Below are 23,651 nucleotides of genomic sequence, written 5' to 3' on the forward strand. Positions count from 1 at the left end.
CCGATTCACCGAAGATTGTGGAAATCGCCCCGGGGGTATGCCCTTAGAAAAGAGGAAGGGTCAAGGGTCGGAAAACAGAGGGCAACGCGGACTTCTAGTGAACCCTAGGGACGCCGGGAGTGTTGCAGGAGGCGTCCCATTGACCGGCCGTTGCGTCAACGCGGGTTCGAATCTGTGCGGGGTGGGCGTTACGCGAGTGCGGGCTCGCGGTCGGTCGCACTTACCGTGACGTCCGTGACTGCCGCGGAGAGCTGATCGTTGTGGGCCTGAAGTCGTCCGATCTCGTCTTCGAGGTCACGTACTCGCTTCTGCAGCCGTCGCATTTCCTGAACCATACGAGGATCAGGACCGCCAACGTGGCCGAACAGAGCCTTCGCCATGATGTGGGTCCTCCACACTGAGTGACCAGACTTTTGGCACGCACATTTGAGCCACGATCTCGCGGGCGGGTACTGCTCGCCGTCCGCGTCGTGGAAGGAAAGGCGCGCGGTCTGCCTTCCAGCGTCTCACTATGCGCGTCCCTGGTCAAGATTGACTGAAACCGTAAGTAACCAAGCAGTAACTGGGCATGTCGCATCGCACGATCCGACATCGGGTCCCCCCGGTCGAAACACGCCCAACCCCGGTACAGCGGTGGACTGGGCGGATCACGACGCGGCGCACGGCGCCCACGGATCGCGTACTACTTCCAGCATACTCACCGCTCGGCAAATCCGGTGAAGGAACCCCCGGGATTTCCCCAACGTTCAACGACCGAATCCACACGACCAGGCGTCTCACCGCCGCGCAGGTGTGCGAGCAGTTGCTCACACGCCTCGTGCGTCCCTTCCGCGACGACCTCCACCCTGCCGTCGGCGAGATTGGTGGCAGCCCCCACGAGCCCCAGCTCCAACGCACGGGCGCGGACCCACCAGCGGAACCCGACCCCCTGCACACGACCGCGCACCCACGCGGTCACCCGCACCTCGCTCACCCGGTCATCCCTTTCCCGTCGCCCCCGCTACCCGCGCCACGGTCAGCGCGGCGTGGCCGACACCCGCGCGCTACGCGGCCGGGGCTGGCACTTCGGGCAGCTGAACGACGACCGGTTCATGAACGCGTCCCGCCGGATCGGCGTCTGACAGCGCTCACACGGCAGCCCCACCCGCCCGTACGCCTTCAGCCCGCGCTCGAAGTAACCGCTTTCCCCGTTGACATTGACATAGAGCCCGTCGAAGGAAGTACCCCCTTCGGCCAGCGCCTCACCCAGCACCGCCCGCACGTGTTCCAGCAGGTCCGCCACCTGACGACGCTGGAGCCCGCCCGTAGCGCGGGCCCAGTGCAGCCGCGCCCGCCACAGCGACTCATCGGCGTAGATGTTGCCGATTCCGCTGATCAGCGACTGGTCGAGCAGCGCCCGCTTGATCTCGGTGCGCCGTCGGCGCAGCACGCCGGCGAACACGTCGCCGTCGAAGGACGGGTCCAGCGGATCCAGCGCGATGTGCCGGACGGCGCCGGGCACCTCGGCGTCCGCGTCATCGGACACGAGCGGCTCCACCATCAGGTGGCCGAACGTCCGCTGGTCGACAAAGCGCAGCTCGGTGCCGCCGTCGTCGAACCGCATCCGGACCCGCAGATGCTTCTCGTCGGCGCGCTCGGGCGGCTGCACCAACAGCTGGCCGCTCATCCCCAGGTGGGCCAGGAGCGCGTCGCCGGAGTCCAGCGTCAGCCACATGTACTTGCCGCGCCGCGCGGTGGCTGTGATCTTGCGCCCGGCCAGCCGCCCGGAGAAGTCCCCCGAGCCGCTCAGGTGCCGACGGATCGAACGGGGGTGGAGAACGTCGACGGCCTCGACCGTGCGGCCGACCACCCAGCGGTCCAGCCCCAGCCGGACCGACTCGACTTCGGGGAGCTCGGGCATTGACGCCTCAGTTCGCCTTCTCGTTCTCGCTCTCGCTCCGCGTGGCGGAGCGGGCGCGGATCGCCTTCCACGCGGACTCGGCCGCCTGCTGCTCGGCCTCCTTCTTGCTGCGCCCCTGCCCCAGGCCGTAGTCCTCCCCCGCGACGCGGACGGTCGCGCGGAACGTCTTCTGGTGATCGGGGCCGCTCTCGTCGACGTGGTACTCGGGAACGCCCAGCAGCTCCGAGGCGGTCAGCTCCTGAAGCGAGGTCTTCCAGTCCAGGCCGGCGCCCAGTCCGGAAGCCGTGGCGATCAGCGGGTCGAAGAGGCGGTGCACCAGGTCGGAGGCGGCGTCCAGGCCGCAGTCGAGGTAGACCGCGCCGATGATGGCCTCCAGCGTGTCGGCGAGGATCGAGGACTTGTCCCGGCCCCCGGTGCCCTCCTCGCCCCGACCCAGCCGGATGTAGCGGCCGATGTCCAGGCCGCGCGCCACGTCGGCCAGGGCGCGCATGTTGACGACGGCGGCGCGCAGCTTGGCCAGCTGCCCCTCGGGGAGATCCGGGTGTTCCCGGAACAGCGTGTCGGTGACGATCAGCCCGAGCACCGAGTCGCCGAGGAACTCCAGCCGCTCGTTGGTGGGCAGGCCGCCCTTCTCGTAAGCGTAGGAACGGTGCGTCAACGCGCGTGTGAGCACCTTGGGATCCAACTCGATGCCGATCGCGCGGTAGAAGTCGCGCGCCTCGGCCGCACTGAGTTGCGTGGCCACTGGACCTTCACACCCCTTCTCGGACGCCGCGCGTGCCCTCTCCGGAACCGCTGGGGGCGGGGGGCGGCCGCGCCGCGCATCTTGGGGCCGATCCGGGACGCTCGAGAGCGAGGTGAGCGTCGCGGAATGGGTCGTGCCTCCGCGACGGCCACCACGGCCTCGGGATAGCCCGTGTCGGCGCTTTCTTCTCTTTTCTCCGTCGGTCGGCGACCCTCAGGTAGCCAAAAGGGCGGGCCCGGTGACCCGGACCCGCCTCAGCGCTCGCCTAGGCCGGGTTGACGACCTGGCGGTTGTTGTAGGTGCCGCACGAGGGGCACGCGACGTGCGGGAGCTTCGGGTCACGGCAGCGCGGGCAGTCGACCAGTACCGGGCGCGACGCCTTCCACTGCGAACGGCGGGTGCGGGTGTTGCTCCGCGACATCTTCCGCTTCGGGACAGCCACTTCAATCCTCCTGGGTCACCCGCGCGGTCGCGGGAAATCTCGGTACATCCCCGCATACGCGGGAAACACTCGTCTCCGCCGAATCGTCCACCACGCACCGGGCGCGCGGCGGATCACATCCGCGAAGCCGAAGAACTCACTGGTCGCCGAGCTCGTCGCTCAGCTTCCGCAGCGCCTCCCACCGGGGGTCGACACGATCACCGTGGCCGTGGTCGGCGCCTACCTCGGCCAGTTTCTCACCGCACTCGACGCACAGACCGGGACAGTCGTCCCGGCAGAGCGGTGAAAGCGGTAGGGCGAGAACGACCGCGTCGCGGACCACCTGTTCGAGGTCGAGAACTTCGCCCTCAAGATAGTAGTCCTCTTTGTCGTCCTCCGCGTCCACCCCAACCGAGACCTGGGTCCCCTTGGCCTCGTCCTCCACCGGGTAGTGGAAAAGTTCCTGGAACCCGGCTTCGAGCGAATCGGACACCGGATCCAGGCAGCGGGAGCACTCCCCGGCCGTGACCGTCCTTGCCGTGCCCGTGACGAGCACGCCCTCCATGACCGCTTCAAGCCGGAAGTCCAGCTCGATATCGGTCCCCTCGGGTACACCGGCCATCCCGGTCGCAAACGCACCGGGCGCGGGAACGACGCGCTCCATGGTCCGCATCGAACCTGGCTGGCGCCCCAGCGGCCGGGTGTCGACCACGAAGGGGGAACGGAGATCTGAACGAGACAGGGTGATCGCGCTTTCGGTATCGGGATCCGCACACCCGCTCGCGCGGGCGGCGGCATTCTGTGGTCGCCGACCGGATCCGGCGAAAGAGCGGGAGTTACCCGCCACCGAATCCGCGACCATGGTCAACCCTGGAGTCTACCGATCAGCCCAGGCCACCCCCAAATCAGGGAACCGCCCGAACCGGATCGCGCACGTGGTCCTCAGGCACCGGGCGCGCGGCCGTTGGGGCCGGACGCCTCCCCACGCGGCCGCGCGGCATTGGCGAACTTCTCCCGAAGCCGCTCCTCGACGTAGGGGCTGACCAGGCTGCTGACGTCGCCACCGTACTGCGCGACCTCCTTGACCAGGCTGGAGCTGAGGAAGGAGTACTGCGGGTTAGCCGTCATGAACATCGTCTCAACGCCGGAGAGGCGGTAGTTCATCTGGGCGATCTGCAGCTCGTAGTCGAAGTCGCTGACCGACCGCAGGCTGCGGATGATCATGTCGATCCCGTTGCTCCGGCAGAAGTCCACCAGCAGCCCGTCGAACTCGGTGACCCGCACGTTCTCGATGTCCCGGGTGCACGCGCGCAGCATGTCGATCTTCTCCGAGACGTCGAACAGCCCGCGCTTGTTCACGTTGTTCAGGACCGCGGCGACCACCTCGTCGTACTGCCGTGCGGCACGACCGATGATGTCGATGTGACCGTTGGTGACCGGGTCGAACGACCCGGAGCAGACGACACGGCGCACGGTGCACCGCTCCTCTCTGGCGACCGGTGGGGTCCGGCGGACCGCGTCCCCCAAAAGGACACGGGCGCGCGGACGGTCAGGTGGATTCGGGAAGGTTCGCCGCGTGACCGTACCAAAGGGACGCCTCGCCATAACGGCGGACCCTGCCCCCAACGTACCCTTCGGGCCATTCGGGCCCCGCTCCGCGGGTCGCCCGCTCGACAACGACCAGCGCCTCGGGCTCCAGCCAGCCGCGGTCGCGCAGCTGCACCAGCATCCCCTCCACCTCGGCGTCGGAAACCGCGTACGGCGGGTCCGCCACCACCAGGTCGTAGCCCTCGCCCCCCGGGCCCCGCTCCAGCACGCGCTCGACCTTCTCCGCGGCGACGCGCGCCCCCGGAAGCCCCAGCGCGGCGATGTTCTTGCGGATGGCCGCCACCGCCCTGCGGTCGGCCTCCACCAGCAGGGCGTGCTCCGCGCCCCGGGACAGCGCCTCCAGTCCGATGGCGCCCGACCCCGCGTACAGGTCGAGCATCCGGGTCCCCTCAAGCGAACCGAGGTCGCTGAGCGCGGAGGCGAACAGGGCCTCGCGCGCCCGGTCGCTGGTGGGCCGGGTGGCGCGGCCGTCGGGGACCGCGAGCCTGCGCCCGCCCGCGGTACCGGCGATGATGCGGGTCATAGCGCCACGTTAGCGCGGCGAGGGACCGTACCGGCCGAGCCGTGATCCGGTCAGGTCTTCTCCAGGTACTCGGCGCGCTCCTCGCTGAGAAGATCGTCGAGCGCGGCGGCCAGCATCGGGTGACCGGTGAGCTCGGGATCGTTCTCGATGTAGTGCTGTGCCTCACCGCGCGCCCCGTGGATGAGGGCCTCGTCACGCAGCAGCGTGAGCATCTTCAGCGACGAGCGGCGGCCGGACTGGGCGCCGCCCAGCACGTCGCCCTCGCGGCGCTGCTCCAGGTCGACCCGCGACAGCTCGAACCCGTCGGTGGTGGCCGCCACCGCGGCCAGCCGCTCGCGGGCGGGGGTATCGGCCTCCGCCTCGGTCACCAGCAGACACAGGCCCGGCAGATCACCCCGGCCCACCCGTCCGCGCAGCTGGTGCAGCTGAGAGACGCCGAAGCGGTCGGCGTCCATGATCGCCATCACGGTGGCGTTGGGCACGTCCACGCCGACCTCGATGACGGTGGTCGCCACCAGCACGTCCAGCTCGCCGGCCGCGAAGCGGCGCATGACCGCGTCCTTCTCCTCCGGTGCGAGACGACCGTGCAGCGCGGCCACCCGCAGGTCCGACAGCGGTCCCTCGGCGAGACCGGAGGCGACGTCGAGGACGGCCAGCGGCGGGCGCCGACCCGCCTGGGCCGCGTCCTCATCCGCGGGCGCGTCCGCCTCGTCCGCGGCATCCGCGGCCCCGTTCTCGTCCCCGCCGATGCGCGGGCACACCACATAGGCCTGCCGCCCCTGGCGCACCTCCTCGCGGATCCGCTCCCAGGCCCGCGCCAGGTAATGCGGCTTGTCCCGGGCCGGGACAACGTGCGTGGCCACCGGTGAACGGCCCGAGGGCAGCTGCGTGAGGGCGACCACGTCCAGGTCGCCGTAAACGGTCATGGCCACGGTGCGGGGGATGGGGGTGGCGGTCATCACCAGGACGTGCGGGCGGCCGTCGGCCGCCTTGGCGCGCAGCGCGTCGCGCTGCTCCACGCCGAACCGGTGCTGCTCGTCCACGACGACCAGGCCGAGGTCGGCGAAGCTCACCTGATCCTGCAGCAGAGCATGGGTCCCGACGACGATCCCGGCGGCGCCGGAGGCGGCGTCCAGCAGGGCCTCACGGCGAGCCGCGGCCCCCTGGGACCCGGTGAGCAGCGCCACCCGGGTGGCCTGGTCGGCGCCGGACGTGCTGCCCGCGCGCTCAGCCTCCTCACTCGACTCCGCCGCCGACACACACCGGCCTTCGGCACACGGCACCGACGACTCCGCTCGCTCGTTCGGCCTCGCGTCGGACCGCCCGGCGCGCGCCATCGGGCCGAGCATCGCGGTGATGGACCGGTGGTGCTGCTGGGCCAGGACCTCGGTGGGGGCGAGGAGCACGGCCTGCCCACCGGCGTCCACCACCTGGAGCATCGCGCGCAGGGCGACCAGGGTCTTGCCGGCCCCAACATCGCCCTGGAGCAGCCGGTGCATGGGGTGGGTGGAGTCGAGCCCGGCGGCGATGGTCGCGCCGACCTCCTTCTGCCCGTCGGTCAGGGTGAACGGTAGCTGGGCGTCGAACGCGTCGAGCAGCCCGCCGGCAGTGCGGGGGCGGGGCCGGGCGGGCAGGGCCGCGGCCTCGTGTCGGCGGCGCGCCAGGGCGAGCTGGAGCACGAACGCCTCGTCCCACTTGAGGCGCTTGCGTGCGCGGCCGATGTCGGCCTGGTCGGCGGGGCGGTGGATGGCCAGCAGGGCGGAGTGGAGGGTGGAGAGGCGGTGCCGTTCGCGCAGTTCGGCGGGGAGCGGGTCGGGGACGTCGTCGATCTGGTCGAGCAGGGTGCGCAGGCACCGCTCGATGTCCATGGAGGAGATGTCCTTGGTCGCCGGGTAGATGGGGATGATCTTGTCGGCGAACTCTCGGACGCGCTCCTCCTCGCTGCCGTCGTCGGGCAGCATCTCGTACTTGGGGTGTGCGAGCTGGGCGGTGCCCCGGTAGTCGCTGACCCGCCCGGCGAACAGTCCGCGGGCGCCGACCCGCAGGTACTTCATGTGGTACCCGGCCTTCTGGAAGAAGACCAGGGTGAGCCGGTGGGCGCCGTCGGTGATGACGACCTCCAGGCGCTCGGTCTTGCGCCCGGTGGCGCGCTGGCGGAACTCGCGGCGGCGCACGCTGTACACGTCGGCCACCACGGTGACCTCCTCGCCCTCGGTCAGGGCGCCAAGCGGGGTGAGCTCGCCCCGGGTGGCGTACCGGCGCGGGTAGTGGCGCAGCAGGTCGCCCACGGTGTGCAGATCGAAGTCGGCGGCGAGCTTCTTGGCCGCGCTGGCCCCCAGCGACTTGCGCAGCGGCTCGTCCCAAGCGATCACTGGTCGCCTCCCACTGGTCGTCTCTTCCCGCACGGCCGTGCTCACGGGGATCGCGTCCCCACCCGAACCTCATGCACCACGTTAGAACGTGTGTACAACGAACAGAGTGCACAGTGCGACAGTGCTCGGCGATGGCGCCGGGGGACGCGCGCCGGGTTATACTCGATCCAGCATTCCCACCTGCGACGCCGCCTTACCGGCCGATCGGACGGGGGGTGCGGGGCCGGTCTCCGGTCCCGGTTAGGCGCGTATGCGGGGCATAGCGCCGGTGCTTTTCTCCCGTTTGGGGGTGAACGTCGGCGGTCGTGTACGCTTCCACGGTTGGCGCGCCCGCGCTGACCTGTTTGCTCATCAGACCTCTTCTCGGGTCGTTCACCGCGCGTGTGACAGCGCGCGGGCCCGAGCGCTTGAATGGAGTTACCGTGGCTTCCGTCTGCGACGTCTGCGGCAAGGGACCAGGGTTCGGTAACAGTGTTTCCCACTCGCACCGCCGCACCCGCCGCCGCTGGAACCCCAACATCCAGACCGTGCGCACCCGCGTGGGCGGTACGCCCCAGCGCAAGAACGTGTGCACGTCGTGCATCAAGGCCGGCAAGGTCGACCGCTGATCGAGCGGACGGTCGCCTTTCGTCCATAACGAACGCCTGAGGGCGCCATGGCAGCTTCGCCATGGCGCCCTCAGGCGTTGGCGTAGCCGAACCTGAGCCTCCGCACGGCGAGCCCAGTACCCACGTAACCCCCCGCTCCGAGGGACTGGGAGCTACAGGTCGCAGAAGTGCCCGTTGAGGGAGCAGCTGGTGGGGCTCTGGGCGGGGCCCTCGGCGATGAAGCGCACGGTGACCGACTCTCCGGGGGCGAGACCGCCCCGGCCATCGCTCGGGCGCGCGATCAGGCCGGTCGGCGTGGTCTCCCAGTCGGCGTCCCAGGCGGAGGTGACGGTGACGTCGGAGAACCCGATGGCCAGCTCCCAGCCGGGCAGCGGGGCGTTCCCCGTGTTGGTGATGGTGAGCTCACCGGTGAAGGTGGTGTCGGTGGTCTCGACCAGCCGGTAGGTGACCGTGCTGGGTTCCGGGTCGCCGGTGCCGGCGGGGGCGTTCTCGGCGGCGGAGCGCGGCTCGCCGCCTCCCTCCGGCGTGGTCGAGGCCGAGGGTCGGGCGTCCGGTTGGTCCAGTCGCTCGCTCTTGCCGGTGTCGGGGGCGGACTCATGGCCCGCGGGCGGGTCGCTGAACCGCAGGTAGATCTGGGTGGTGCTGTACCCGAAGAGGGTGAGCGCCAGGGTGACCCCGGAGATCAGCAGAACGGTCAGGAGACGCGGGGGTTCGACACGCTTGGGGACGGTGCTCTCCAGCACGTGCCCGACGCTCGCCAGGGCACTGGTGTTCTCCGGTTCGGACCGGTGCGCGCCGCGTCGGCTGCCGCCAGCCCCGCTATGCCGCCCCATGTACCGCCTTCCGACACGTCTGCCCCTGAAACGACGGCCCCTGCCGTCCCCGTCATCCCTGAGTGCCACTGCGCCACGTGACGATGGGTGCGCCGTCTCACGGACGGACACCCGTGTTTCGCCTCTGTTCTCCTCCGCCCCGGCCGGTGTCGGTTCCGGCGCGAGTGCGGTTCGTTCCCGCTTCACAAGGGCCGTTCGGGGCAGCAGCTTAGCGTGATTTACCCCCTAAAACCGACACCCCTCAGGCCGTTACCTAATACTGACCCACAGTGACGGAAGTTTTCCACCGGGGGCGGATCAACCATCACGCCCGCCGGGGGATATCAGCCGAAGTGTCGCCACCCGGCCGCTTCGCTCGGCCGCCCGTCCACGGTGACAGCCGCGCCCGCCGCCACGGTTCGCTCCAGTGTCACCGTACCGATCCGGATCCACGCCTCAGGAAGCTCGGTATCGGCCGGGAAGGTGGCCGCCAGGGCGTGGTCCTCTCCCCCGGCCAGCATGAGTTCGACCGGGTCCGCGGCGAGTACCTGGGCCGCCGCGCGCAGCTCGGGGAGCGGCACCAGCGCGGCGCTGTCGAGGTCGACGGCGACGCCGGAGGCCGCGCAGATGTGGCCCAGGTCCTGCACGAGACCGTCACTGATGTCGAGCATGGCGGTGGCCCCCAGCCGTGCCGCCCGCGCTCCCTCCGCGTAGGGCGGGCGGGGGCGGCGGTGCTCGCTGACGCAGGCCGCGGGGCCCTCCAGGCCCCGCTGCAGAAGCGCGAGTCCGGCGGCCGACAGCCCGAGGCGCCCGGCCACCGCGACCACGTCACCGGGGCGCGCCCCGTCCCTGCGCACCGCGACCCGGCCACCCAGGTCGCCCAGCGCGGTGACGGAGACCGTCAGGACCTCCGACCGGACGGTGTCCCCGCCGGCCACGGCGCCGCCCGCGGTCGCGCACTCGTCCGCGACCCCCGCCGCGAACTCGTCCGCCCACTCGACGGGCAGGTCGGTGGGGACCCCCAAGGCGATCAGCAGCGCGGTCGGCCGCGCGCCCATGGCCTCGACGTCGGCGATGTTCTGAGCGACGGCCTTGTGCCCGATGTCCCGCGGCGACGACCAATCGCGGCGGAAGTGCCGTCCCTCGATGAGCATGTCGGTCGTCGCCACGACACGCTGATCTGGCGCTTTGATCACGGCGGCGTCGTCGCCCGGGCCCAGGATTACGTCGTCGGTTCCGGGGAATCTGGCCGTCACGCGCTCGATCAGGCCGAACTCACCCAGGTCCCCAATGGTGCTCAACACAGACCACAGGGTACGGTGACGCTCGCGTCGGGATGGTCTAGACCCCGCGGCGATCCGGGTGGCCCGGCGCGCGGTCACGCTCTTATTTTTCCTGGAGGGGTTTCATGGTGGAGGCATACATCCTGGTGCAGACCGAAGTGGGGCGGGCCGCCGATGTCGCCCGTGAGATCGCCGGGATCGACGGCGTGACCCAGGCTGAGGACGTCACCGGGCCCTACGATGTCATCGTGCGCGCGAACGCCGACGATATCGACGCGCTGGGTCGGATGGTCGTGGCCCGGATCCAGCGGCTGGAGGGCATCGCCCGCACACTGACCTGTCCGATCGTCAAAATCTGAGGTCCAGGAACAACAGGAGCGAAGGCGACGTGATGCGACGCGCGGCAACGGTGGGCCGAGCGGTGGCGGTGGTCGCGCCGACACTGGCGCTGCTGGCGGGCTGTACCGGCGGCGCTGTCGAAGTGCCCGCGCCCGCGCCCGGGAAGAAGGCGGCGGAGCTGTGCCGCGCGCTGGTGGAGCGGGCCCCCGAGACCCTGTTCGACCAGAGCAGGGTCGACGTGACACCCAGCTCCGATCTCGTGGCCGCGTGGGGGGACCCGCCGATCGCCCTGCGCTGCGGTGTTGAACGCCCCTCCGGGCTGCGGCCCGATTCCGAGCTGATGGTCGTCAACGACATCGCGTGGCTTCCGGAGCCGGAGGACCAGCCCAACCTGTTCACCGCCGTCGGGCGCGAGGCCTACGTCGAGTTGTCGCTCCCGCCCTCCTACGGTGCTCCGGCCGAGGGGTTGGTGGCCATCAGCGACCTGATCGCCGACGAGGTCCCCGCTCTACCCGACGGGGAGCTCTAGCCGCCGACCGCCACGCGGCCACCGCGCCCGGCGGCGTTCAGCCCGTGGGGTCGTCCATGCCGCCCACGTCGAGCTTCTCGAACCCGCCCTGCTCTTCGAACTGCTTGGCGGTGAAGCTGACAGCGCCGGAGCAGGCGGCCCCCGGTTCGGGCACGCCCGGGTGCTGCTCGTAGGTGCGCAGGAACTTGTCCAGCCGGTCGTCGTCGGCGTTGTCGAGCTGGATCTGCTTGCCCCATGCGGAGGCCACGACGGGCGCGGGCAGGTCGTCCTGGTAGGGGCTGACCAGCACGTAGCTGCCGGGGGTGTGGCGCGCTTCGAGCTTCTCCACCTGCTCGGGGTCCAGGTCCGGCTGATAGGTGATCCATACGGCGCCGTGCTCCAGGGAGTGCACGCCGAACTCGTTGACGATCGGCTCGGTGTAGACCGCGCAGTCCTGCCAGGCGGGGTTGTGCTCGCCACCGGCGGGAGGGTTCTGCTCGTAGTCGACCGACGCGGCCACGTGCCCCCGCCCCACGTCGAACGACTCCAGACCCTCGATGTTGCGGCGGTTCCACGCGTTGTAGGCGCCGAAGCCGATCGCACCGAGCACCAGGACGCCGGTCAGGGCCACGCCGGTGCCGATCGCGATGGTGCGGCGCCGCTCCTGGCGCTGCCGCTGGGCGCGCATTTCGGCGGCGCGGCGCCGACGTTCCGCGGCGGACTTTTTACTCACGGCGGCTCCCTGGGGCGGTGACTTGTGGTTTTTCCCTATCCTTTGCCTAACATGCTCAAGAACGTCGGCTAAGGCGGGATGGTTCCGTGGGAGATGAAACCGAGACCGAGGCTGTTTCTGACCGCCCCAAAAAGTGGGGGGTGGGACGCCCGGTGCCGCTGTGGCTCACCGCGGCCATCGCCGTCGTCGCACTGCTTGGCGGCTTCCTCCTCGGACGGCCCGCGGTTCCGCTGGACAACAGCGCCGACGCCGGGTTCCTCCGCGATATGAGCGTGCACCACTCCCAGGCCGTCGACATGTCTCTGCTGATCCTGGAGAAGAGCGACGACCCGCAGCTGTCGATCCTCGCCCAGGACATCGCGCGCACGCAGCAGGCGCAGATCGGCCGGATGCGGGGATGGCTGGTGCAGTGGGGACTGAACATCCGCGGCGTACAGCCCCCGATGGCGTGGATGGCCGGGCACGGCTCCCACGGAGCCGACGAGGCCCCGGACACGATGCCGGGCTGGGTCCCCGACGAGCAGATGGAGAAACTGGAGGAGGCCGAGGGAACCGAGGCCGAGATCCTGTTCCTTCGGCTGATGATCGACCACCACAAGGGCGGCATCGACATGGCCAAGACGGCGGTCGCGGCGGCCGACCAGAAGATCGTCACCGACTTCGCCGCGGGCATGGCCAAGGCCCAGCAGAGCGAGATCGAACTGATGGAGGACATGCTCGCCGACCGCGGCGCCTGAGCCCGCGGGGGAAAGACCGTCTCGGAATCGGCCGCCGACCTCGACCATCGCCCGGGGAGAAGACGCCGGTAGGGTGACCCGTTATGGACGCTGGCCTAGGAAACGAGATGGTCGCGGTCCCGCCGGGACGGGTAACGCTGTCGGACCGGCGGACGCAGCGGAGTTGGCCGGTCGACGTCGCAGCGTTCCAGATGGCGGCGTTCCCGGTCACGCAGTCGTTGTACGCGCAGGTCATCGGTCAGCGGCCGAGCACCGCCCGTGGCGACCAGTTGCCTGTTGAGAGTGTTTCGTGGGAGGACGCGGTCCAGTTCTGCAATGCGCTGTCCCAGCGCGAGGGGCTGATGCCCGCGTATCGCTTCCACGCCGACGACACGGCCGAATGGGACGTCTCTGCCGACGGGTACCGGCTACCGACCGAAGCCGAGTGGGAGCACGCCTGCCGCGCGGGTACCACCGGTCCTCGGTACGGCCAGCTTGACGAGGTCGCCTGGTACCGGGGCAACTCACATGGGCAGATCCATCCTGTTGGCGGCAAGCAGCCTAACGCGTGGGGCCTGTACGACGTGCTGGGCAATGTGTGGAACTGGTGCTGGGACATCTACGATGCCGAGATGTATGGCACCTACCGGCTGCTTCGCGGCGGTGGATGGTTCGACGAGCATTGGAGCTGCCGGGCCTCGGTGCGGCGGCGCAGCCATCCGACCCTACGAATTGACGACGTGGGGTTCCGCATCGCGCGATCACTGCCGTCTCGGCCGTGACAATTCGTTCTGAAACGCTGAGTAAGCGGCCCGGCGGGGTTGGGCGGGTCCGCACGCACATGTGCACCGCGGCGACGGGCGGTGGGGCCGGCGACCCCAACCACAGGGTGGCAGCCCAGAACGAACCGCGCGCGAAGCGCGACCAGGTGCGTCGGGGACGCGAATTCCCATCGCCAGGTGGCAGCGCAAGAGGGAGAACCGCACGCGAAGCGTGGCAATGACCGCGTGATCCATGCCTCGTTGACCCCAATAGGTCAACTACAAGCGGAAGTACTACACTTCGTAGTACTACAGCCCGTCGACCCGTTGGTCCTTGGAGAGGCGCTCAGATGGACGCGTTGGATCTCGCGCGGTGGCAGTTCGGATTGACCACCGTGTACCACTTTCTGTTCGTGCCGCTGACGATCGGGCTGTCCGTCATCGTCGCCGCCCTGCAGACCGCCTGGCACAGGACCGGCAAGCACGAGTACCTGCAGGCCACCAAGTTCTTCGGGAAGCTCTTCCTGATCAACTTCGCGATGGGGGTCGTCACCGGCATCGTGCAGGAGTTCCAGTTCGGGATGAACTGGAGCGACTACTCGACTTTCGTGGGCGACGTCTTCGGCGCCCCGCTCGCCATGGAGGCGCTGCTCGCGTTCTTCCTGGAGTCCACGTTCATCGGGCTGTGGATCTTCGGCTGGGACAAGCTGCCGCGCCGGGTGCACCTGGCCTGCATCTGGGTGGTGGCCGTCGGCACCAACCTGTCCGCCTACTTCATCCTGGCCGCCAACGCCTGGATGCGGCACCCCGTCGGGTTCCGGGTCAATCCCGCCACCGGACGTGCCCAGCTCACCGACATCTGGGCGGTCCTCACCAACACCCAGGCGTGGTCCACTTACCTGCACGTCGTTTCGGCCGCGTTCATCACCGCGGGGCTGTTCGTGGTCGCCGTCAGCGCGTTCAAGCTCTGGCGCAACCGGGCCAAGAACGACACCGGCGACGCGGGCGTCGTCCCGCCCAAGGGCGACCACGAGCTGTTCCGCAAGACGCTGCGGGCCGGCATGGTCGTCACCCTCCTCGCCGGGATCCTGGTCGTCTACTCAGGCGACCACCAGGCCAAGCTCGCCGCCGAGTACGAGCCGATGAAGCTCGCCGCCGCCGAGGCCCTGTGGAACACCGAAGAAGGCGCCGGTTTCTCCGCCTTCGCGGTCGGCGACACCACCGTGGGCCTCAACACCATCGACATCACCATCCCCAACGTGCTGAGCTTCCTGGCCACCGGCGAGTTCGACGGCCAGGTGCACGGTATGAACAACCTCCAGAAGGCCTACGAGGACCACTACGGCCCCGGCAACTACATCCCGAACGTCTTCGTCACCTACTGGTCGTTCCGGCTGATGATGGGGCTCGGCATGGCTGGTGTGGCGCTGTCGGCACTCGGCCTGCTGCTGACCCGCAAGCGGCGGCTCCCCGAGCTGCGCACCGCCCCCGCCTGGCTGCCGGGCTGGGCGAAGAACAGCTTCTACTTCGCCGCCATACTCGCGCTGCCCGCCGCCCTGGCCGCCAACATCCTCGGCTGGGTGCTCACCGAGATGGGCCGCCAGCCCTGGACCGTGAACGGCCAGCTGCTCACCGCCAACAGCGTCTCCCCGGGCGTAAGCCTCGCCCAGGTGGCCACCAGCCTCGTGCTCTTCACGCTCACCTACGGGATCCTCGCGGTGGTCGAGGCCGGGCTGCTGTGGCGCTACATCAAGGCCGGGCCCTCCCACGTCGTCCCCGAACTCGACGACGACAGCGAGGACGGCACGACCTCCGACGCCAGCGTCCCCGCCTTCGTCTACTAGGAGCCGCCACCATGGACCTTCCACTGATCTGGTTCCTCGCCATCGCCATCCTGTGGACCGGCTACTTCGTCCTGGAGGGCTTCGACTTCGGCGTGGGCATGCTGCTGCCCGTGCTCGGCAAGGACAACACCGACCGCCGGGTCATGATCAACTCCATCGGGCCGATCTGGGACGGCAACGAGGTGTGGCTGATCACCGCCGTCGGCGCGACCCTGGCCGCCTTCCCGGCCTGGTACGCGTCCATGTTCAGCGGCTTCTACCTGCCGGTGCTCATCATCCTCCTCGCGCTGATCGTGCGCGGCGTCGCCTTCGAATACCGGGGCAAGCGCGACACTGACCAGTGGCGGGCACGATGGGACGCGGCGATCATCTTCGGCAGCACCGCGCCCGCCGTGCTGTGGGGCCTCATCTTCGCCAACCTCGTGCGCGGCCTGCCCATGGACGCCGACCACGTGGTCCGCGCGGGCCTGCTCGACCTGCTCAGCCCCTACGCCCTGCTCGGCGCGGTGACGACGCTGTCGTTGTTCGTCCTGCACGGCGCGGTCTTTCTGACCCTGAAGACCGACGGCGAGGTCCGCACGCGCGCCCGCGCCCTGCTGCTCCGCGTCGCCTACGTGGCGATCCCGGTGACCCTGGCGTTCCTGGCCTGGACGCAGCTCGCCTACGGCAAGGCCTGGACCGGCCCGGTCGTGGCGCTGGCGGGCGCCGCGTTGGTCATCGGGGTGATCCTGGGCGTCCGGGGGCGGGAGGGCTGGTCCTTCACCGCCACGGCGGTGACGATCACCGCCCTGTCGGTCGCCGTCTTCGGTGCCATGTTCCCCAACGTGCTGCCCTCGACCACCGACGCCGCTTACAGTCTCACCATCGGCAACGCGTCCTCCGCGCCCTACACGCTCACCGTGATGACGTGGGTGGCCGTGGTGTTCCTTCCCCTCGTGCTCGCCTACCAGGCGTGGAGCTACTGGGTGTTCCGCAAGCGCGTCACCCGCCAGCACGTCGATCCGGTTCCCGCTTACGGTGGCGGTGACACCGGAGACGCCGACGGCTCCGCCCCGTCGCCCGGCACCGGCTGAGCAGCTGAGGAGCTACGGAAAGGACGCGCGTCCCGCGATGAAACCCCTTGACCCCCGACTCGTGCGCACCGCGCGGGCGGTCCGGGTGCACCTGGTCGTCACCGTGGTCAGCGGGCTGGCGATCACCGCCCTGATCCTCGCCCAGGCGTGGCTGCTCGCGCACATCATCGCCGGAGTGGCCGCGGGGTCGGGCTCGCGGGACCTGGCGTGGGCGATCACGGCCGTCGCGGCGGTCGCGGTCGCCCGGGCGGCCCTGTCCTACGGCGCCGAGACGGCCGCGCTCCGCTCGGCCGCGCGCGCCAAGTCGCAGCTGCGCCGCCGCCTCGTCGCCCACGTGACGGGGACCGGTACAGGTACAGACACAAGTACAGACACACGCGCCGACACAGCCACGGCCGGCGCGCAGGGCTCGGGACCGGTCTGGTTGTCAGGGCAGGCCGGAACCGATCAGGGGGCGGGCACTCCCCGCGCCGGTGAACTGGTCACACTCGCCACTCGTGGCCTCGACGCGCTGGATGACTACTTCGCCCGGTATCTCCCGCAGCTGGTGCTGGCGGTGCTCGTCCCCCTCGCCGTCCTCGTCGTCGTGTTCGGCGCCGACATGCTCTCGGGCGTCATCATCGCGGTGACGCTCCCGCTCATCCCGATCTTCATGGCGCTGGTCGGCTGGCACACCCAGGCGCGGACCGAGCGGCAGTGGAGGCTGCTCAACCGGCTGGGCGGGCACTTCCTCGACGTCGTGGAGGGGCTGCCCACCCTCGCGATCTTCCGGCGCGCCAAGGCCCAGGCGGAGATCATCCGGCGTATCACCGACGAGCACCGGCGCACCACCATGTCCACACTGCGGGTGGCGTTCCTGTCGGCGCTGGTGCTGGAGCTGCTGGCCACACTCTCGGTCGCGCTGGTCGCGGTGGAGATCGGCATCCGCCTGATGTACGGGATGCTCGATTACCAGACCGCCCTGATGGTACTGATCCTGGCGCCCGAGGCCTACCTGCCGCTACGTGAGGTGGGGGCGCGCTTCCACGCCAGCATGGAGGGCGTCGCCGCGGCGGAGCAGGTGTTCACCGAACTCGACCGCGGTGGCCGCGGGCGACCGGCGGGGACACCCCGCGCCGCCGTCATTCCCCCTCCGGGGCCCATGCGCATCCGCCTGGAGAGGGTGACCCTGCACTACCCCGACCGGGACGCGCCCGCGCTCCGCGACGTCGACCTGCGCATCGAGCCGGGGCGCCGCCTGCTGCTCACCGGCCCCAGCGGCTCGGGCAAGAGTTCGCTGCTCGCGCTGCTGCTCCGCTTCACCGAACCCACCAGCGGCATGATCCAGGTGCACGACGACCGCGCGGGATGGACGCCGCTGGACGGCATCCCCGCCGATGCGTGGCGGCGACGCCTCGCCTGGGTGCCGCAGCACCCGTACCTCTTCGACGCCACCGTCGCCGAGAACATCGCCCTCGGTAGCCCCGAGGCCGGCCTCGACGAGGTGCGGCGCGCCGCCCGTCTCGCCGAGGCCGACGCGTTCATCGCGGCGCTGCCCGAGGGCTACGACACCCGTCTGGGCGAACGCGGCGCCCGGCTTTCGGCCGGGCAGCGCCAGCGCGTCGCGCTGGCCCGCGCGTTCCTGCGCGACGCGCCCATCGTGCTGCTCGACGAGCCCACCGCGCACCTCGATCCGGACAACGCCGCTGCCGTGCGCACCGCCGTGGCCCGTCTGCTGGAGGGCCGCACCGGCGTCATCGTCGCGCACGACACCGGCTGGGCCGACCTCGCGGACGAGGTGGTCCGCGTCGAGGAGGGCCGGGTTCTCGGCGAACTGGAGGCCCGGTCATGACCGCCGAGACCGCCCGCTCCCGACACGACCCGCTGTGGCGGATGATCGCGCTGGCGTGGCCGCGCGGGGGGCGCTTCGCGCTGGGGGTGGTGCTGGGCGCCGTGGCGACGGGGGCCGGGGTGGCACTGCTGAGCGTGGCCGCCTGGCTGCTGGCCACGGCCGCCGAGCATCCGCCCATCACCGCACTGAGTGTCGCGGTAGTGGCCACGCGCGCGCTGGGCGTCTCCCGCGGCGTGGCCCGCTACCTGGAGCGGCTGGTCACACACGACGCCGCGTTCCGCACACTGGCCGATGTGCGGGTGCGCGTCTATGAGCGGCTCGCCCGCACCGAGCCGGTGCGCCGCTTCCGCTCCGGCGACCTGGTCTCACGGCTGGTCAGCGACACCGACGCCACCCAGGACCTGCTGCTCCGAGGGCTGACCCCGCCGCTGGTCGCCTTCCTCACCGGCGGCGCGGTGGTGGCGTTCTGCACCGCGCTGCTCGTCCCGGGCGGCCTCCTGCTCGCCGCCGGGCTGCTGCTCGCCGGGCTGGCCGTCCCTCTGATGGCCGCCGCACTGGGCCGTGGCCCCGGGCGCCGGCAGGCCGCGGCGCGCGGTGAGATGTCCGCGGCGCTGGTCGACACGCTGTACGGCGCCCCGGACCTCATCGCCTACGGAGCCATGGACCGGGCCGTGCGGCGCGTCGAGGATGCCGACGCCGAACTCACCCGCGTGGCGCGCCGCGACTCCACCCTGCTCGGCTTCGGCGCCGGGGCGATGGCGCTGATCACCGGGCTGACGGTGTGGGGCGCGCTGGTGCTGGGGGTGGCGGCCGTCGAGGGCGGCAGGCTCGACGCGGTCTCCCTGGCCGTCCTCGTGCTGACCACGCTGGCCGCCTTTGAGACCGTGACCCCGCTCCCCGCCGTGGCCGCACGCCTGGGCGCCCTTCGGGCCAGCGGGGAGCGGCTGTTCGGCGTGCTGGACACCCCGCCGTCGGTCACCGCCCCGGAGCCGGACGCCGCAGCGGACGGGGCCCTTTCCGAGGGCGCCCCTGAAGACACCGATCTGCGCATCCGCTCGCTGCGGGTGCGCTACGGGCCGGATGAGCCCTGGGCGCTGGACGGTGTGGACATCGACATCGCGCCCGGACGGACGGTGGCGGTGGTCGGCCCGAGCGGGGCCGGGAAGAGCACGCTGGCCGCAGTGCTGCTGCGGTTCCGCGACCCCGATGCCGGGACGGTCGAGCTCGGCGGCGCCGACATCACGCGCTTCCCCGTGGACGAGGTGCGCCGGGTGATCACCGGGGTGCCCCAGGATCCGCACATCTTCGCCAGCACGCTGCGCGAGAACCTGCGGCTGGCCCGGCCCGGGTGCACCGACGAGGAGATCTGGGCGGCCCTGCGCCGCGCCCGGCTCGCCCACGAGGTCGAGGCCATGCCGCGCGGGCTGGACACCGAGGTCGGCTCGCACGGCACGCGACTCAGCGGCGGCATGCGGCAGCGCCTGGCCCTGGCCCGCGCGCTGCTGGCCGCGCCGCGCGTGCTCGTCCTTGACGAGCCCACCGCCCACCTGGACCCCGACACGCGCGACGCGGTCGTCGCCGACCTGCTCGACGCGGCGGAGGGGTACTCGACCCTGCTGATCACGCACGACATGGCGGGGCTGGAGCGGGTGGACGAGATCTACGTCGTCGCCGAGGGCCGGGTTCTCCAGCACGGCTCGCCCGCCGAGCTCGCCGCGCGCGAGGGCTGGTACCGCGACGCCCTGAGGGTGCCGTGAACGCTCACAGCGCGACGGGCGCCGAGCCGAAGGCCACGGAGAACCGCTCGCACCAGATGACCACGCTGGTCATGTCCTCGATATCGGCGCCGGCGGGGATCTCGTAGTTGGCGTTTCCGTGCGTGCCCTTCAGGGCGCCGAGGGCGACGTACGTGCCGTCGTCGTACTTGTACCAGTCGCCGCCGGCCTCCTGGTCGGTCAGCCAGACCTTGAGGTCGGGTCCGTCACTGGAGGCGAGGTTCTCCAGGCGGACGACGCGGCGGCCGTCGGCCAGTTCCACGACCTTCGCTGTTCCGCTGGTCTCATGCTCCTGGCTGACGAACTCGCCTTCGGCGAGCACACGCGGCTCGGGGGCCGCGTCCTCGGCGCGGCTGTCCTCGCCCTCCGCCCGGTCCGCACCACCGTCGGCTGGTGGTGGGGGCGCGGTGGCGGCGGGCAGCTCCTCGTTCACCGTCGAACTGGTGAAGAGCCGCCAGGGCTGAAAGGCCCACAGTCCCCCGCCGATGACGACCGCCAGGACGGCGGCGGCGATCCAGAGCAGCTGTCGGCGCCGATTCGAGGATGTCGAGGTCATGACGCGTCTCCTGTCAGTTCCGGGACCATGTCCGGACACTGGTGGCGGCCCGGCTCTGCTACTTCGGAGCCGGATCCGCCGAGGAGACGTTCGTGGGGAGGCGATTTCTACCACCTCTGTTCCGCCGCACCGCCACGTCCAGGGTGGCGCGGGCGCTCATATGCCCCAGCAGTTAACCGAAACCCCACCCTCCGGCACTTCTCATGCGATGATTGTCAGCTCACGGGCCGTGCACTGTCGCTGAAGAAATGTCGTCCGCCGGACATAAGGTCAATTGGCCGCGCCCCCATCTGGGTAATGCATCCCTGGGGCTTGTCCCCGGATCACAGGTCCCGAGGGGGTGCAGCGGGCGGTTGAGGCCTCTGCCGGGGTAGGACGGGCCCCGGCAGGGTCCTGAGTCGCTGCCGTCGTACCTCAGCCTCGCACCGAGTCCTCGGGAACGTTCGCGGACGTCCCGCCGGGCGCCGCGGGGTGAATGCGCCCGGTGTGCGAGGCCCAGCGCTCGAATACGACGGTGCCGAACGGCGGCACGCTCGCCACCAGCGCGAGCCCGCCCGTCAGCAGGTTCCAGCCCAGGCGGTGCCATGCCAGCAGCGTGACGGCGACGTAGACGATGAACGCGACCCCGTGCACCGGGCCGAAGATCTGCACGCCGATCTCGTCGCGCACGACCACGTACTTGAAGAACATCCCGATCAGCAGCCCGGCCCAGGTGACGGCCTCGGCGGCGGCTACGGCGCGGAACGCGGCCAGGACCTTGCGGGTGGGCACGGCGGACGCGAGGGACACAGGGGCTCCTGTTCGGTGAGGACGTCGTGGACGGGGTGCTCGGTGTCGCGAGGCGCCCGTACCAGTGTGGGGCGGATCCCGGCACCCCGGTCACTGGGGGCGGGGCCCAGGGGCGACCGCGGGAGGTGCCCGGCTGGCTCCCCAGGGAGACTATCCGAAAACAACCCTTGCGAATCGCTTGCCACCGAACGCCGGGTTTGACCGTGCGAGGGCGCGCGCACACCCGCCGAGCGCGGTTTACGGCACAGTCCTCCGCACCGGTCCGCGGCGGCCAGCCGACCGGCGAAGCACCCGACACGCGCGTTAGAGCGAGTTTCGGACCGTGCCTATACGAGCTTTCGGACACCGGCCCCTCGCGGAGACCCGCAGGTCAGCAGCGCCCACCGAAACCACTCGAAAAAATCTTCGAAAACACCCGCGGAAAACCGCTCTGACCTGCTGAGATATCGGCCGTTCCAGCTTCACCGACCAGGGGCGGAATCAACCATCGCGCCGCGTTTGCCGGAATTCGGCCACGAGCATGCCCGACATGAGACGCGCTGGGTGGCTTCCCCACCTCTTCCCCACGCGACTTCCCACGTCACGACAGCAACCGGAGGAACACAGGACGTGCCCAAGCTCGCGATTTCCCCGAACCTCCTCACCGAATTCTCCCGGCTCGACACCGGAATCCAGACAGCGGCGCTGACGGCGGTTCAGGCCTACCTCAACGGCGATGGCGAGCCGCTGGAACCCCTCACCGAGGCCATCGACCCCCGTGTCCGGCTGCTGCGCATCGGCGCCGGCTGGTCCGGTGTCGTCACCCCCGCCGCCGACGGCGGCGGCTGCCTCGTCGCGATCCGGCCGCGCGACGAGGCCATCGGCTACGCCCGCGAGTTCACGCCCACCGACGTCCCCGAACTGGCGATCGCCGAGCCGCACCGCTCCCCCGTCCCCACGCACCCCGGGCTGCCGGAGGTGACCGGACCCGACGAGCTCGCGCCCGACCTCGGCCGGTCGTTCGACGACTGGCAGATCACCCTGCACCCCAACCAGCACCGCGTCGTCGACGCGCACTTCGCCGGATCCGCACAGATCACCGGCGGGCCCGGCACCGGAAAGACCGTGCTCGCCCTGCACCGCGCCGCCCACCTGGCCACGCGCGACGCCGCCCGCTTCCCCGGCGAGGATCGGCACACCATCCTGCTCACCACCTTCAACCGGCTGCTCGCCCAACGGCTCTCCAACCACCTCGACCGGCTCCTCCCCGACCCCGAGGTACGCGGCCGCGTCGAGGTCGCCACCGTGGACAGCCTGGCCCGCGGTGTCCTCTACGAGCGCACGGGCCGCATCCCCGAGGCGGTCAGCAAAGAGACGCTGAGCGAGCGCTGGCGCGAGTCGGCCTGGGCCGACGGCATCCCCTTCTCCGGACGGTTCCTCGCCGACGAGTGGGAGCAGGTGATCCTCGCCCAGAACATCACCACGCGCCCCGCCTACATCCGCTGCGAGCGCAGCGGCCGGGTCCTGCACCTGGCGCCCGAACACCGCGGCCACGTGTGGGACACGATCCAGCGCTACACGGCGGCCATGCGCGTCAGCGGCGAGTGGTCCTATCCCCAGATCGCCCTGGAGGCGGCCCGCCTGCTGCGGCGATCGGGACCGCGCTACCGGCACGTGATCGTCGACGAGTCCCAGGACCTGCACCCGGCGCAGTGGCGGATGCTGCGCGCCGCCGTTCCCGACGGCCCCGACGACCTGTTCATCGTGGGCGACCCGCACCAGCGCATCTACGACAACCGCGTCTCGCTCGCCTCGCTCGGCATCAACGTGCGCGGACGCAGCCACCGGCTGCGCGTCAGCTACCGGGTCACCCAGGAGATCCTGGACTGGGCCATGCCGATGCTGGGCCGGCCGACCGCCATCGGCATGGACGACAACGCCGACACGCTGGTCGGCTACCGCTCGCTGCTGCACGGCACCGACCCGGTGCTGCGCGGGTGCGCCGACCGCGGCGAGGAGCGGGCTGCGCTGGGCGAGTGGGTGCGCGTCTGGCTGGAGGCGGGTGTCCACCCGTCGTCGATCGCGGTGGCCGGGCGCAACCACTGGATCGTCCGCAGCATCGGCAAGGAGCTCCAGGCCCGGGGGATTCCGACCGCCCCACTGGACTCGGCGGAAGGCATCCGGGCCGTCCGTGTGGGCACCCTGCACGCGCTGAAGGGGCAGGAGTTCCGGTGCGTGGCGGTGATCGGCATGAGTGAACCGCTGCTGCCGCCGAAGGCCGCGCTCGACTCCGCCGAAGGTGACCCGGTCGCCCTGGAGCAGATCCACCAGCAGGAGCGCAACCTCCTCTTCGTCGCGTGCACGCGGGCCCGCGACGCGTTGTACGTCTCCTACGTGGGCGCGCCCAGCCGACTGCTGCCCAGCGTCGAGGCGCAGGCCCAGCCCGCTTGACCCAAACAGCATTGTGGGGCTGAG

At 70.6% G+C, this 23,651-nt stretch carries 24 protein-coding genes; 10 read left to right on the forward strand and 14 right to left on the reverse strand.

Going from position 1 to position 23,651, the window contains the following annotated elements; all coding sequences use genetic code 11:
• Positions 1-188 precede the first annotated feature (188 nt).
• The 9 genes from ABD259_RS14045 to ABD259_RS14085 all read right to left on the reverse strand — a co-directional run bounded on the left by ABD259_RS14045 (position 189) and on the right by ABD259_RS14085 (position 7,569).
• Positions 189-380 carry a hypothetical protein gene (locus tag ABD259_RS14045; protein ID WP_026125550.1) on the reverse strand — a complete coding sequence of 64 codons (192 nt, stop codon included), beginning with the start codon at positions 378-380 and terminating at the stop codon, positions 189-191.
• A gap of 317 nt (positions 381-697) precedes the next feature.
• Positions 698-973: an acylphosphatase gene (locus ABD259_RS14050; protein WP_344162767.1), complete on the reverse strand. Its 276-nt coding sequence runs from the start codon at positions 971-973 to the stop codon at positions 698-700.
• A gap of 42 nt (positions 974-1,015) precedes the next feature.
• Positions 1,016-1,900 (reverse strand): bifunctional DNA-formamidopyrimidine glycosylase/DNA-(apurinic or apyrimidinic site) lyase, encoded by an 885-nt coding sequence (mutM, locus tag ABD259_RS14055; RefSeq protein WP_344101208.1) that lies wholly within the window; start codon positions 1,898-1,900, stop codon positions 1,016-1,018.
• 7 nt (positions 1,901-1,907) lie between these two features.
• Positions 1,908-2,645, reverse strand: a complete 738-nt coding sequence (gene rnc, locus ABD259_RS14060; RefSeq protein ID WP_344101210.1) for a ribonuclease III — start codon at positions 2,643-2,645, stop codon at positions 1,908-1,910.
• 265 nt (positions 2,646-2,910) lie between these two features.
• Entirely contained in the window at positions 2,911-3,087 is a 177-nt protein-coding gene (rpmF, locus tag ABD259_RS14065) for a 50S ribosomal protein L32 (protein WP_017617437.1), read from the reverse strand.
• A 136-nt stretch (positions 3,088-3,223) separates the two neighbouring features.
• Complete coding sequence (locus ABD259_RS14070) at positions 3,224-3,730, reverse strand: YceD family protein (protein WP_344101213.1); 507 nt, start codon at positions 3,728-3,730, stop codon at positions 3,224-3,226.
• A 278-nt stretch (positions 3,731-4,008) separates the two neighbouring features.
• Positions 4,009-4,539 (reverse strand): pantetheine-phosphate adenylyltransferase, encoded by a 531-nt coding sequence (gene coaD / locus ABD259_RS14075; protein WP_344101215.1) that lies wholly within the window; start codon positions 4,537-4,539, stop codon positions 4,009-4,011.
• Between the two features lie 76 nt (positions 4,540-4,615).
• Positions 4,616-5,197: a 16S rRNA (guanine(966)-N(2))-methyltransferase RsmD gene (gene rsmD / locus ABD259_RS14080; protein ID WP_344101217.1), complete on the reverse strand. Its 582-nt coding sequence runs from the start codon at positions 5,195-5,197 to the stop codon at positions 4,616-4,618.
• A gap of 50 nt (positions 5,198-5,247) precedes the next feature.
• Positions 5,248-7,569 (reverse strand): ATP-dependent DNA helicase RecG, encoded by a 2,322-nt coding sequence (locus ABD259_RS14085; protein WP_344101219.1) that lies wholly within the window; start codon positions 7,567-7,569, stop codon positions 5,248-5,250.
• Positions 7,570-7,991: 422 nt separating this feature from the next.
• Here ABD259_RS14085 and rpmB point away from each other — a divergent pair, with 422 nt between their 5' ends.
• Positions 7,992-8,177: a 50S ribosomal protein L28 gene (gene rpmB, locus ABD259_RS14090; protein WP_344101221.1), complete on the forward strand. Its 186-nt coding sequence runs from the start codon at positions 7,992-7,994 to the stop codon at positions 8,175-8,177.
• Positions 8,178-8,329: 152 nt separating this feature from the next.
• Here rpmB and ABD259_RS14095 read toward each other — a convergent pair whose 3' ends face one another.
• Positions 8,330-9,010 carry a cellulose binding domain-containing protein gene (locus tag ABD259_RS14095; protein ID WP_344101223.1) on the reverse strand — a complete coding sequence of 227 codons (681 nt, stop codon included), beginning with the start codon at positions 9,008-9,010 and terminating at the stop codon, positions 8,330-8,332.
• Positions 9,011-9,333: 323 nt separating this feature from the next.
• Entirely contained in the window at positions 9,334-10,293 is a 960-nt protein-coding gene (locus tag ABD259_RS14100; RefSeq protein WP_344101225.1) for a thiamine-phosphate kinase, read from the reverse strand.
• A gap of 104 nt (positions 10,294-10,397) precedes the next feature.
• Between ABD259_RS14100 and ABD259_RS14105 the strand changes: the two genes are divergently transcribed.
• Together ABD259_RS14105 and ABD259_RS14110 are read left to right on the forward strand one after the other, a co-directional pair.
• Positions 10,398-10,631 carry an Lrp/AsnC family transcriptional regulator gene (locus ABD259_RS14105; protein ID WP_344101227.1) on the forward strand — a complete coding sequence of 78 codons (234 nt, stop codon included), beginning with the start codon at positions 10,398-10,400 and terminating at the stop codon, positions 10,629-10,631.
• 32 nt (positions 10,632-10,663) lie between these two features.
• Positions 10,664-11,140, forward strand: coding sequence for a DUF3515 domain-containing protein (locus ABD259_RS14110; RefSeq protein ID WP_344101229.1), 477 nt, complete (start codon positions 10,664-10,666; stop codon positions 11,138-11,140).
• A 37-nt stretch (positions 11,141-11,177) separates the two neighbouring features.
• Here the strand turns inward: ABD259_RS14110 and ABD259_RS14115 are convergent, their stop codons facing one another.
• Positions 11,178-11,852: a thioredoxin-like domain-containing protein gene (locus ABD259_RS14115; RefSeq protein WP_344101231.1), complete on the reverse strand. Its 675-nt coding sequence runs from the start codon at positions 11,850-11,852 to the stop codon at positions 11,178-11,180.
• A gap of 86 nt (positions 11,853-11,938) precedes the next feature.
• Here ABD259_RS14115 and ABD259_RS14120 point away from each other — a divergent pair, with 86 nt between their 5' ends.
• From ABD259_RS14120 to cydC, 6 genes are all read left to right on the forward strand, one after another.
• On the forward strand, positions 11,939-12,589 hold the full coding sequence (locus ABD259_RS14120) for a DUF305 domain-containing protein (RefSeq protein WP_344162771.1): 651 nt from the start codon (positions 11,939-11,941) through the stop codon (positions 12,587-12,589).
• 107 nt (positions 12,590-12,696) lie between these two features.
• Complete coding sequence (locus ABD259_RS14125; RefSeq protein WP_344162873.1) at positions 12,697-13,350, forward strand: formylglycine-generating enzyme family protein; 654 nt, start codon at positions 12,697-12,699, stop codon at positions 13,348-13,350.
• Between the two features lie 329 nt (positions 13,351-13,679).
• Positions 13,680-15,173: a cytochrome ubiquinol oxidase subunit I gene (locus ABD259_RS14130; protein WP_344101235.1), complete on the forward strand. Its 1,494-nt coding sequence runs from the start codon at positions 13,680-13,682 to the stop codon at positions 15,171-15,173.
• Between the two features lie 11 nt (positions 15,174-15,184).
• Positions 15,185-16,246: a cytochrome d ubiquinol oxidase subunit II gene (cydB, locus tag ABD259_RS14135; protein ID WP_344101236.1), complete on the forward strand. Its 1,062-nt coding sequence runs from the start codon at positions 15,185-15,187 to the stop codon at positions 16,244-16,246.
• 37 nt (positions 16,247-16,283) lie between these two features.
• Positions 16,284-18,077 (forward strand): thiol reductant ABC exporter subunit CydD, encoded by a 1,794-nt coding sequence (gene cydD, locus ABD259_RS14140; protein ID WP_344101237.1) that lies wholly within the window; start codon positions 16,284-16,286, stop codon positions 18,075-18,077.
• Complete coding sequence (gene cydC / locus ABD259_RS14145) at positions 18,074-19,834, forward strand: thiol reductant ABC exporter subunit CydC (RefSeq protein WP_344162774.1); 1,761 nt, start codon at positions 18,074-18,076, stop codon at positions 19,832-19,834. The genes cydD and cydC overlap by 4 nt, the downstream gene beginning before the upstream one ends.
• Before the next feature lie 4 nt (positions 19,835-19,838).
• On the opposite strand, the gene ABD259_RS14150 is transcribed toward cydC, so the two are convergent.
• On the reverse strand, positions 19,839-20,408 hold the full coding sequence (locus ABD259_RS14150; protein WP_344101241.1) for a DM13 domain-containing protein: 570 nt from the start codon (positions 20,406-20,408) through the stop codon (positions 19,839-19,841).
• A gap of 414 nt (positions 20,409-20,822) precedes the next feature.
• Positions 20,823-21,197 (reverse strand): DUF3817 domain-containing protein, encoded by a 375-nt coding sequence (locus tag ABD259_RS14155; protein WP_344162777.1) that lies wholly within the window; start codon positions 21,195-21,197, stop codon positions 20,823-20,825.
• A gap of 609 nt (positions 21,198-21,806) precedes the next feature.
• On the opposite strand from ABD259_RS14155, the gene ABD259_RS14160 reads away from it, so the two are divergent.
• Complete coding sequence (locus tag ABD259_RS14160; protein WP_344101247.1) at positions 21,807-23,627, forward strand: UvrD-helicase domain-containing protein; 1,821 nt, start codon at positions 21,807-21,809, stop codon at positions 23,625-23,627.
• Positions 23,628-23,651: the final 24 nt, after the last annotated feature.

The sequence above is a fragment of the Nocardiopsis rhodophaea genome (assembly GCF_039530945.1).
GTDB classification, from domain to species: Bacteria; Actinomycetota; Actinomycetes; order Streptosporangiales; family Streptosporangiaceae; genus Nocardiopsis_C; species Nocardiopsis_C rhodophaea.

What these genes read in the sequence shown, in the direction of transcription:
- ABD259_RS14045 (WP_026125550.1), bottom strand. Translation starts at nt 380, where the DNA reads ATGGCGAAGGCTCTGTTCGGCCACGTTGGCGGTCCTGATCCTCGTATG.
- mutM (WP_344101208.1), bottom strand. Translation starts at nt 1,900, where the DNA reads ATGCCCGAGCTCCCCGAAGTCGAGTCGGTCCGGCTGGGGCTGGACCGC.
- ABD259_RS14070 (WP_344101213.1), bottom strand. Translation starts at nt 3,730, where the DNA reads ATGGAGCGCGTCGTTCCCGCGCCCGGTGCGTTTGCGACCGGGATGGCC.
- rsmD (WP_344101217.1), bottom strand. Translation starts at nt 5,197, where the DNA reads ATGACCCGCATCATCGCCGGTACCGCGGGCGGGCGCAGGCTCGCGGTC.
- ABD259_RS14095 (WP_344101223.1), bottom strand. Translation starts at nt 9,010, where the DNA reads ATGGGGCGGCATAGCGGGGCTGGCGGCAGCCGACGCGGCGCGCACCGG.
- ABD259_RS14105 (WP_344101227.1), top strand. Translation starts at nt 10,398, where the DNA reads ATGGTGGAGGCATACATCCTGGTGCAGACCGAAGTGGGGCGGGCCGCC.
- ABD259_RS14110 (WP_344101229.1), top strand. Translation starts at nt 10,664, where the DNA reads ATGCGACGCGCGGCAACGGTGGGCCGAGCGGTGGCGGTGGTCGCGCCG.
- ABD259_RS14125 (WP_344162873.1), top strand. Translation starts at nt 12,697, where the DNA reads ATGGTCGCGGTCCCGCCGGGACGGGTAACGCTGTCGGACCGGCGGACG.
- ABD259_RS14130 (WP_344101235.1), top strand. Translation starts at nt 13,680, where the DNA reads ATGGACGCGTTGGATCTCGCGCGGTGGCAGTTCGGATTGACCACCGTG.
- cydB (WP_344101236.1), top strand. Translation starts at nt 15,185, where the DNA reads ATGGACCTTCCACTGATCTGGTTCCTCGCCATCGCCATCCTGTGGACC.
- cydD (WP_344101237.1), top strand. Translation starts at nt 16,284, where the DNA reads ATGAAACCCCTTGACCCCCGACTCGTGCGCACCGCGCGGGCGGTCCGG.
- cydC (WP_344162774.1), top strand. Translation starts at nt 18,074, where the DNA reads ATGACCGCCGAGACCGCCCGCTCCCGACACGACCCGCTGTGGCGGATG.
- ABD259_RS14150 (WP_344101241.1), bottom strand. Translation starts at nt 20,408, where the DNA reads ATGACCTCGACATCCTCGAATCGGCGCCGACAGCTGCTCTGGATCGCC.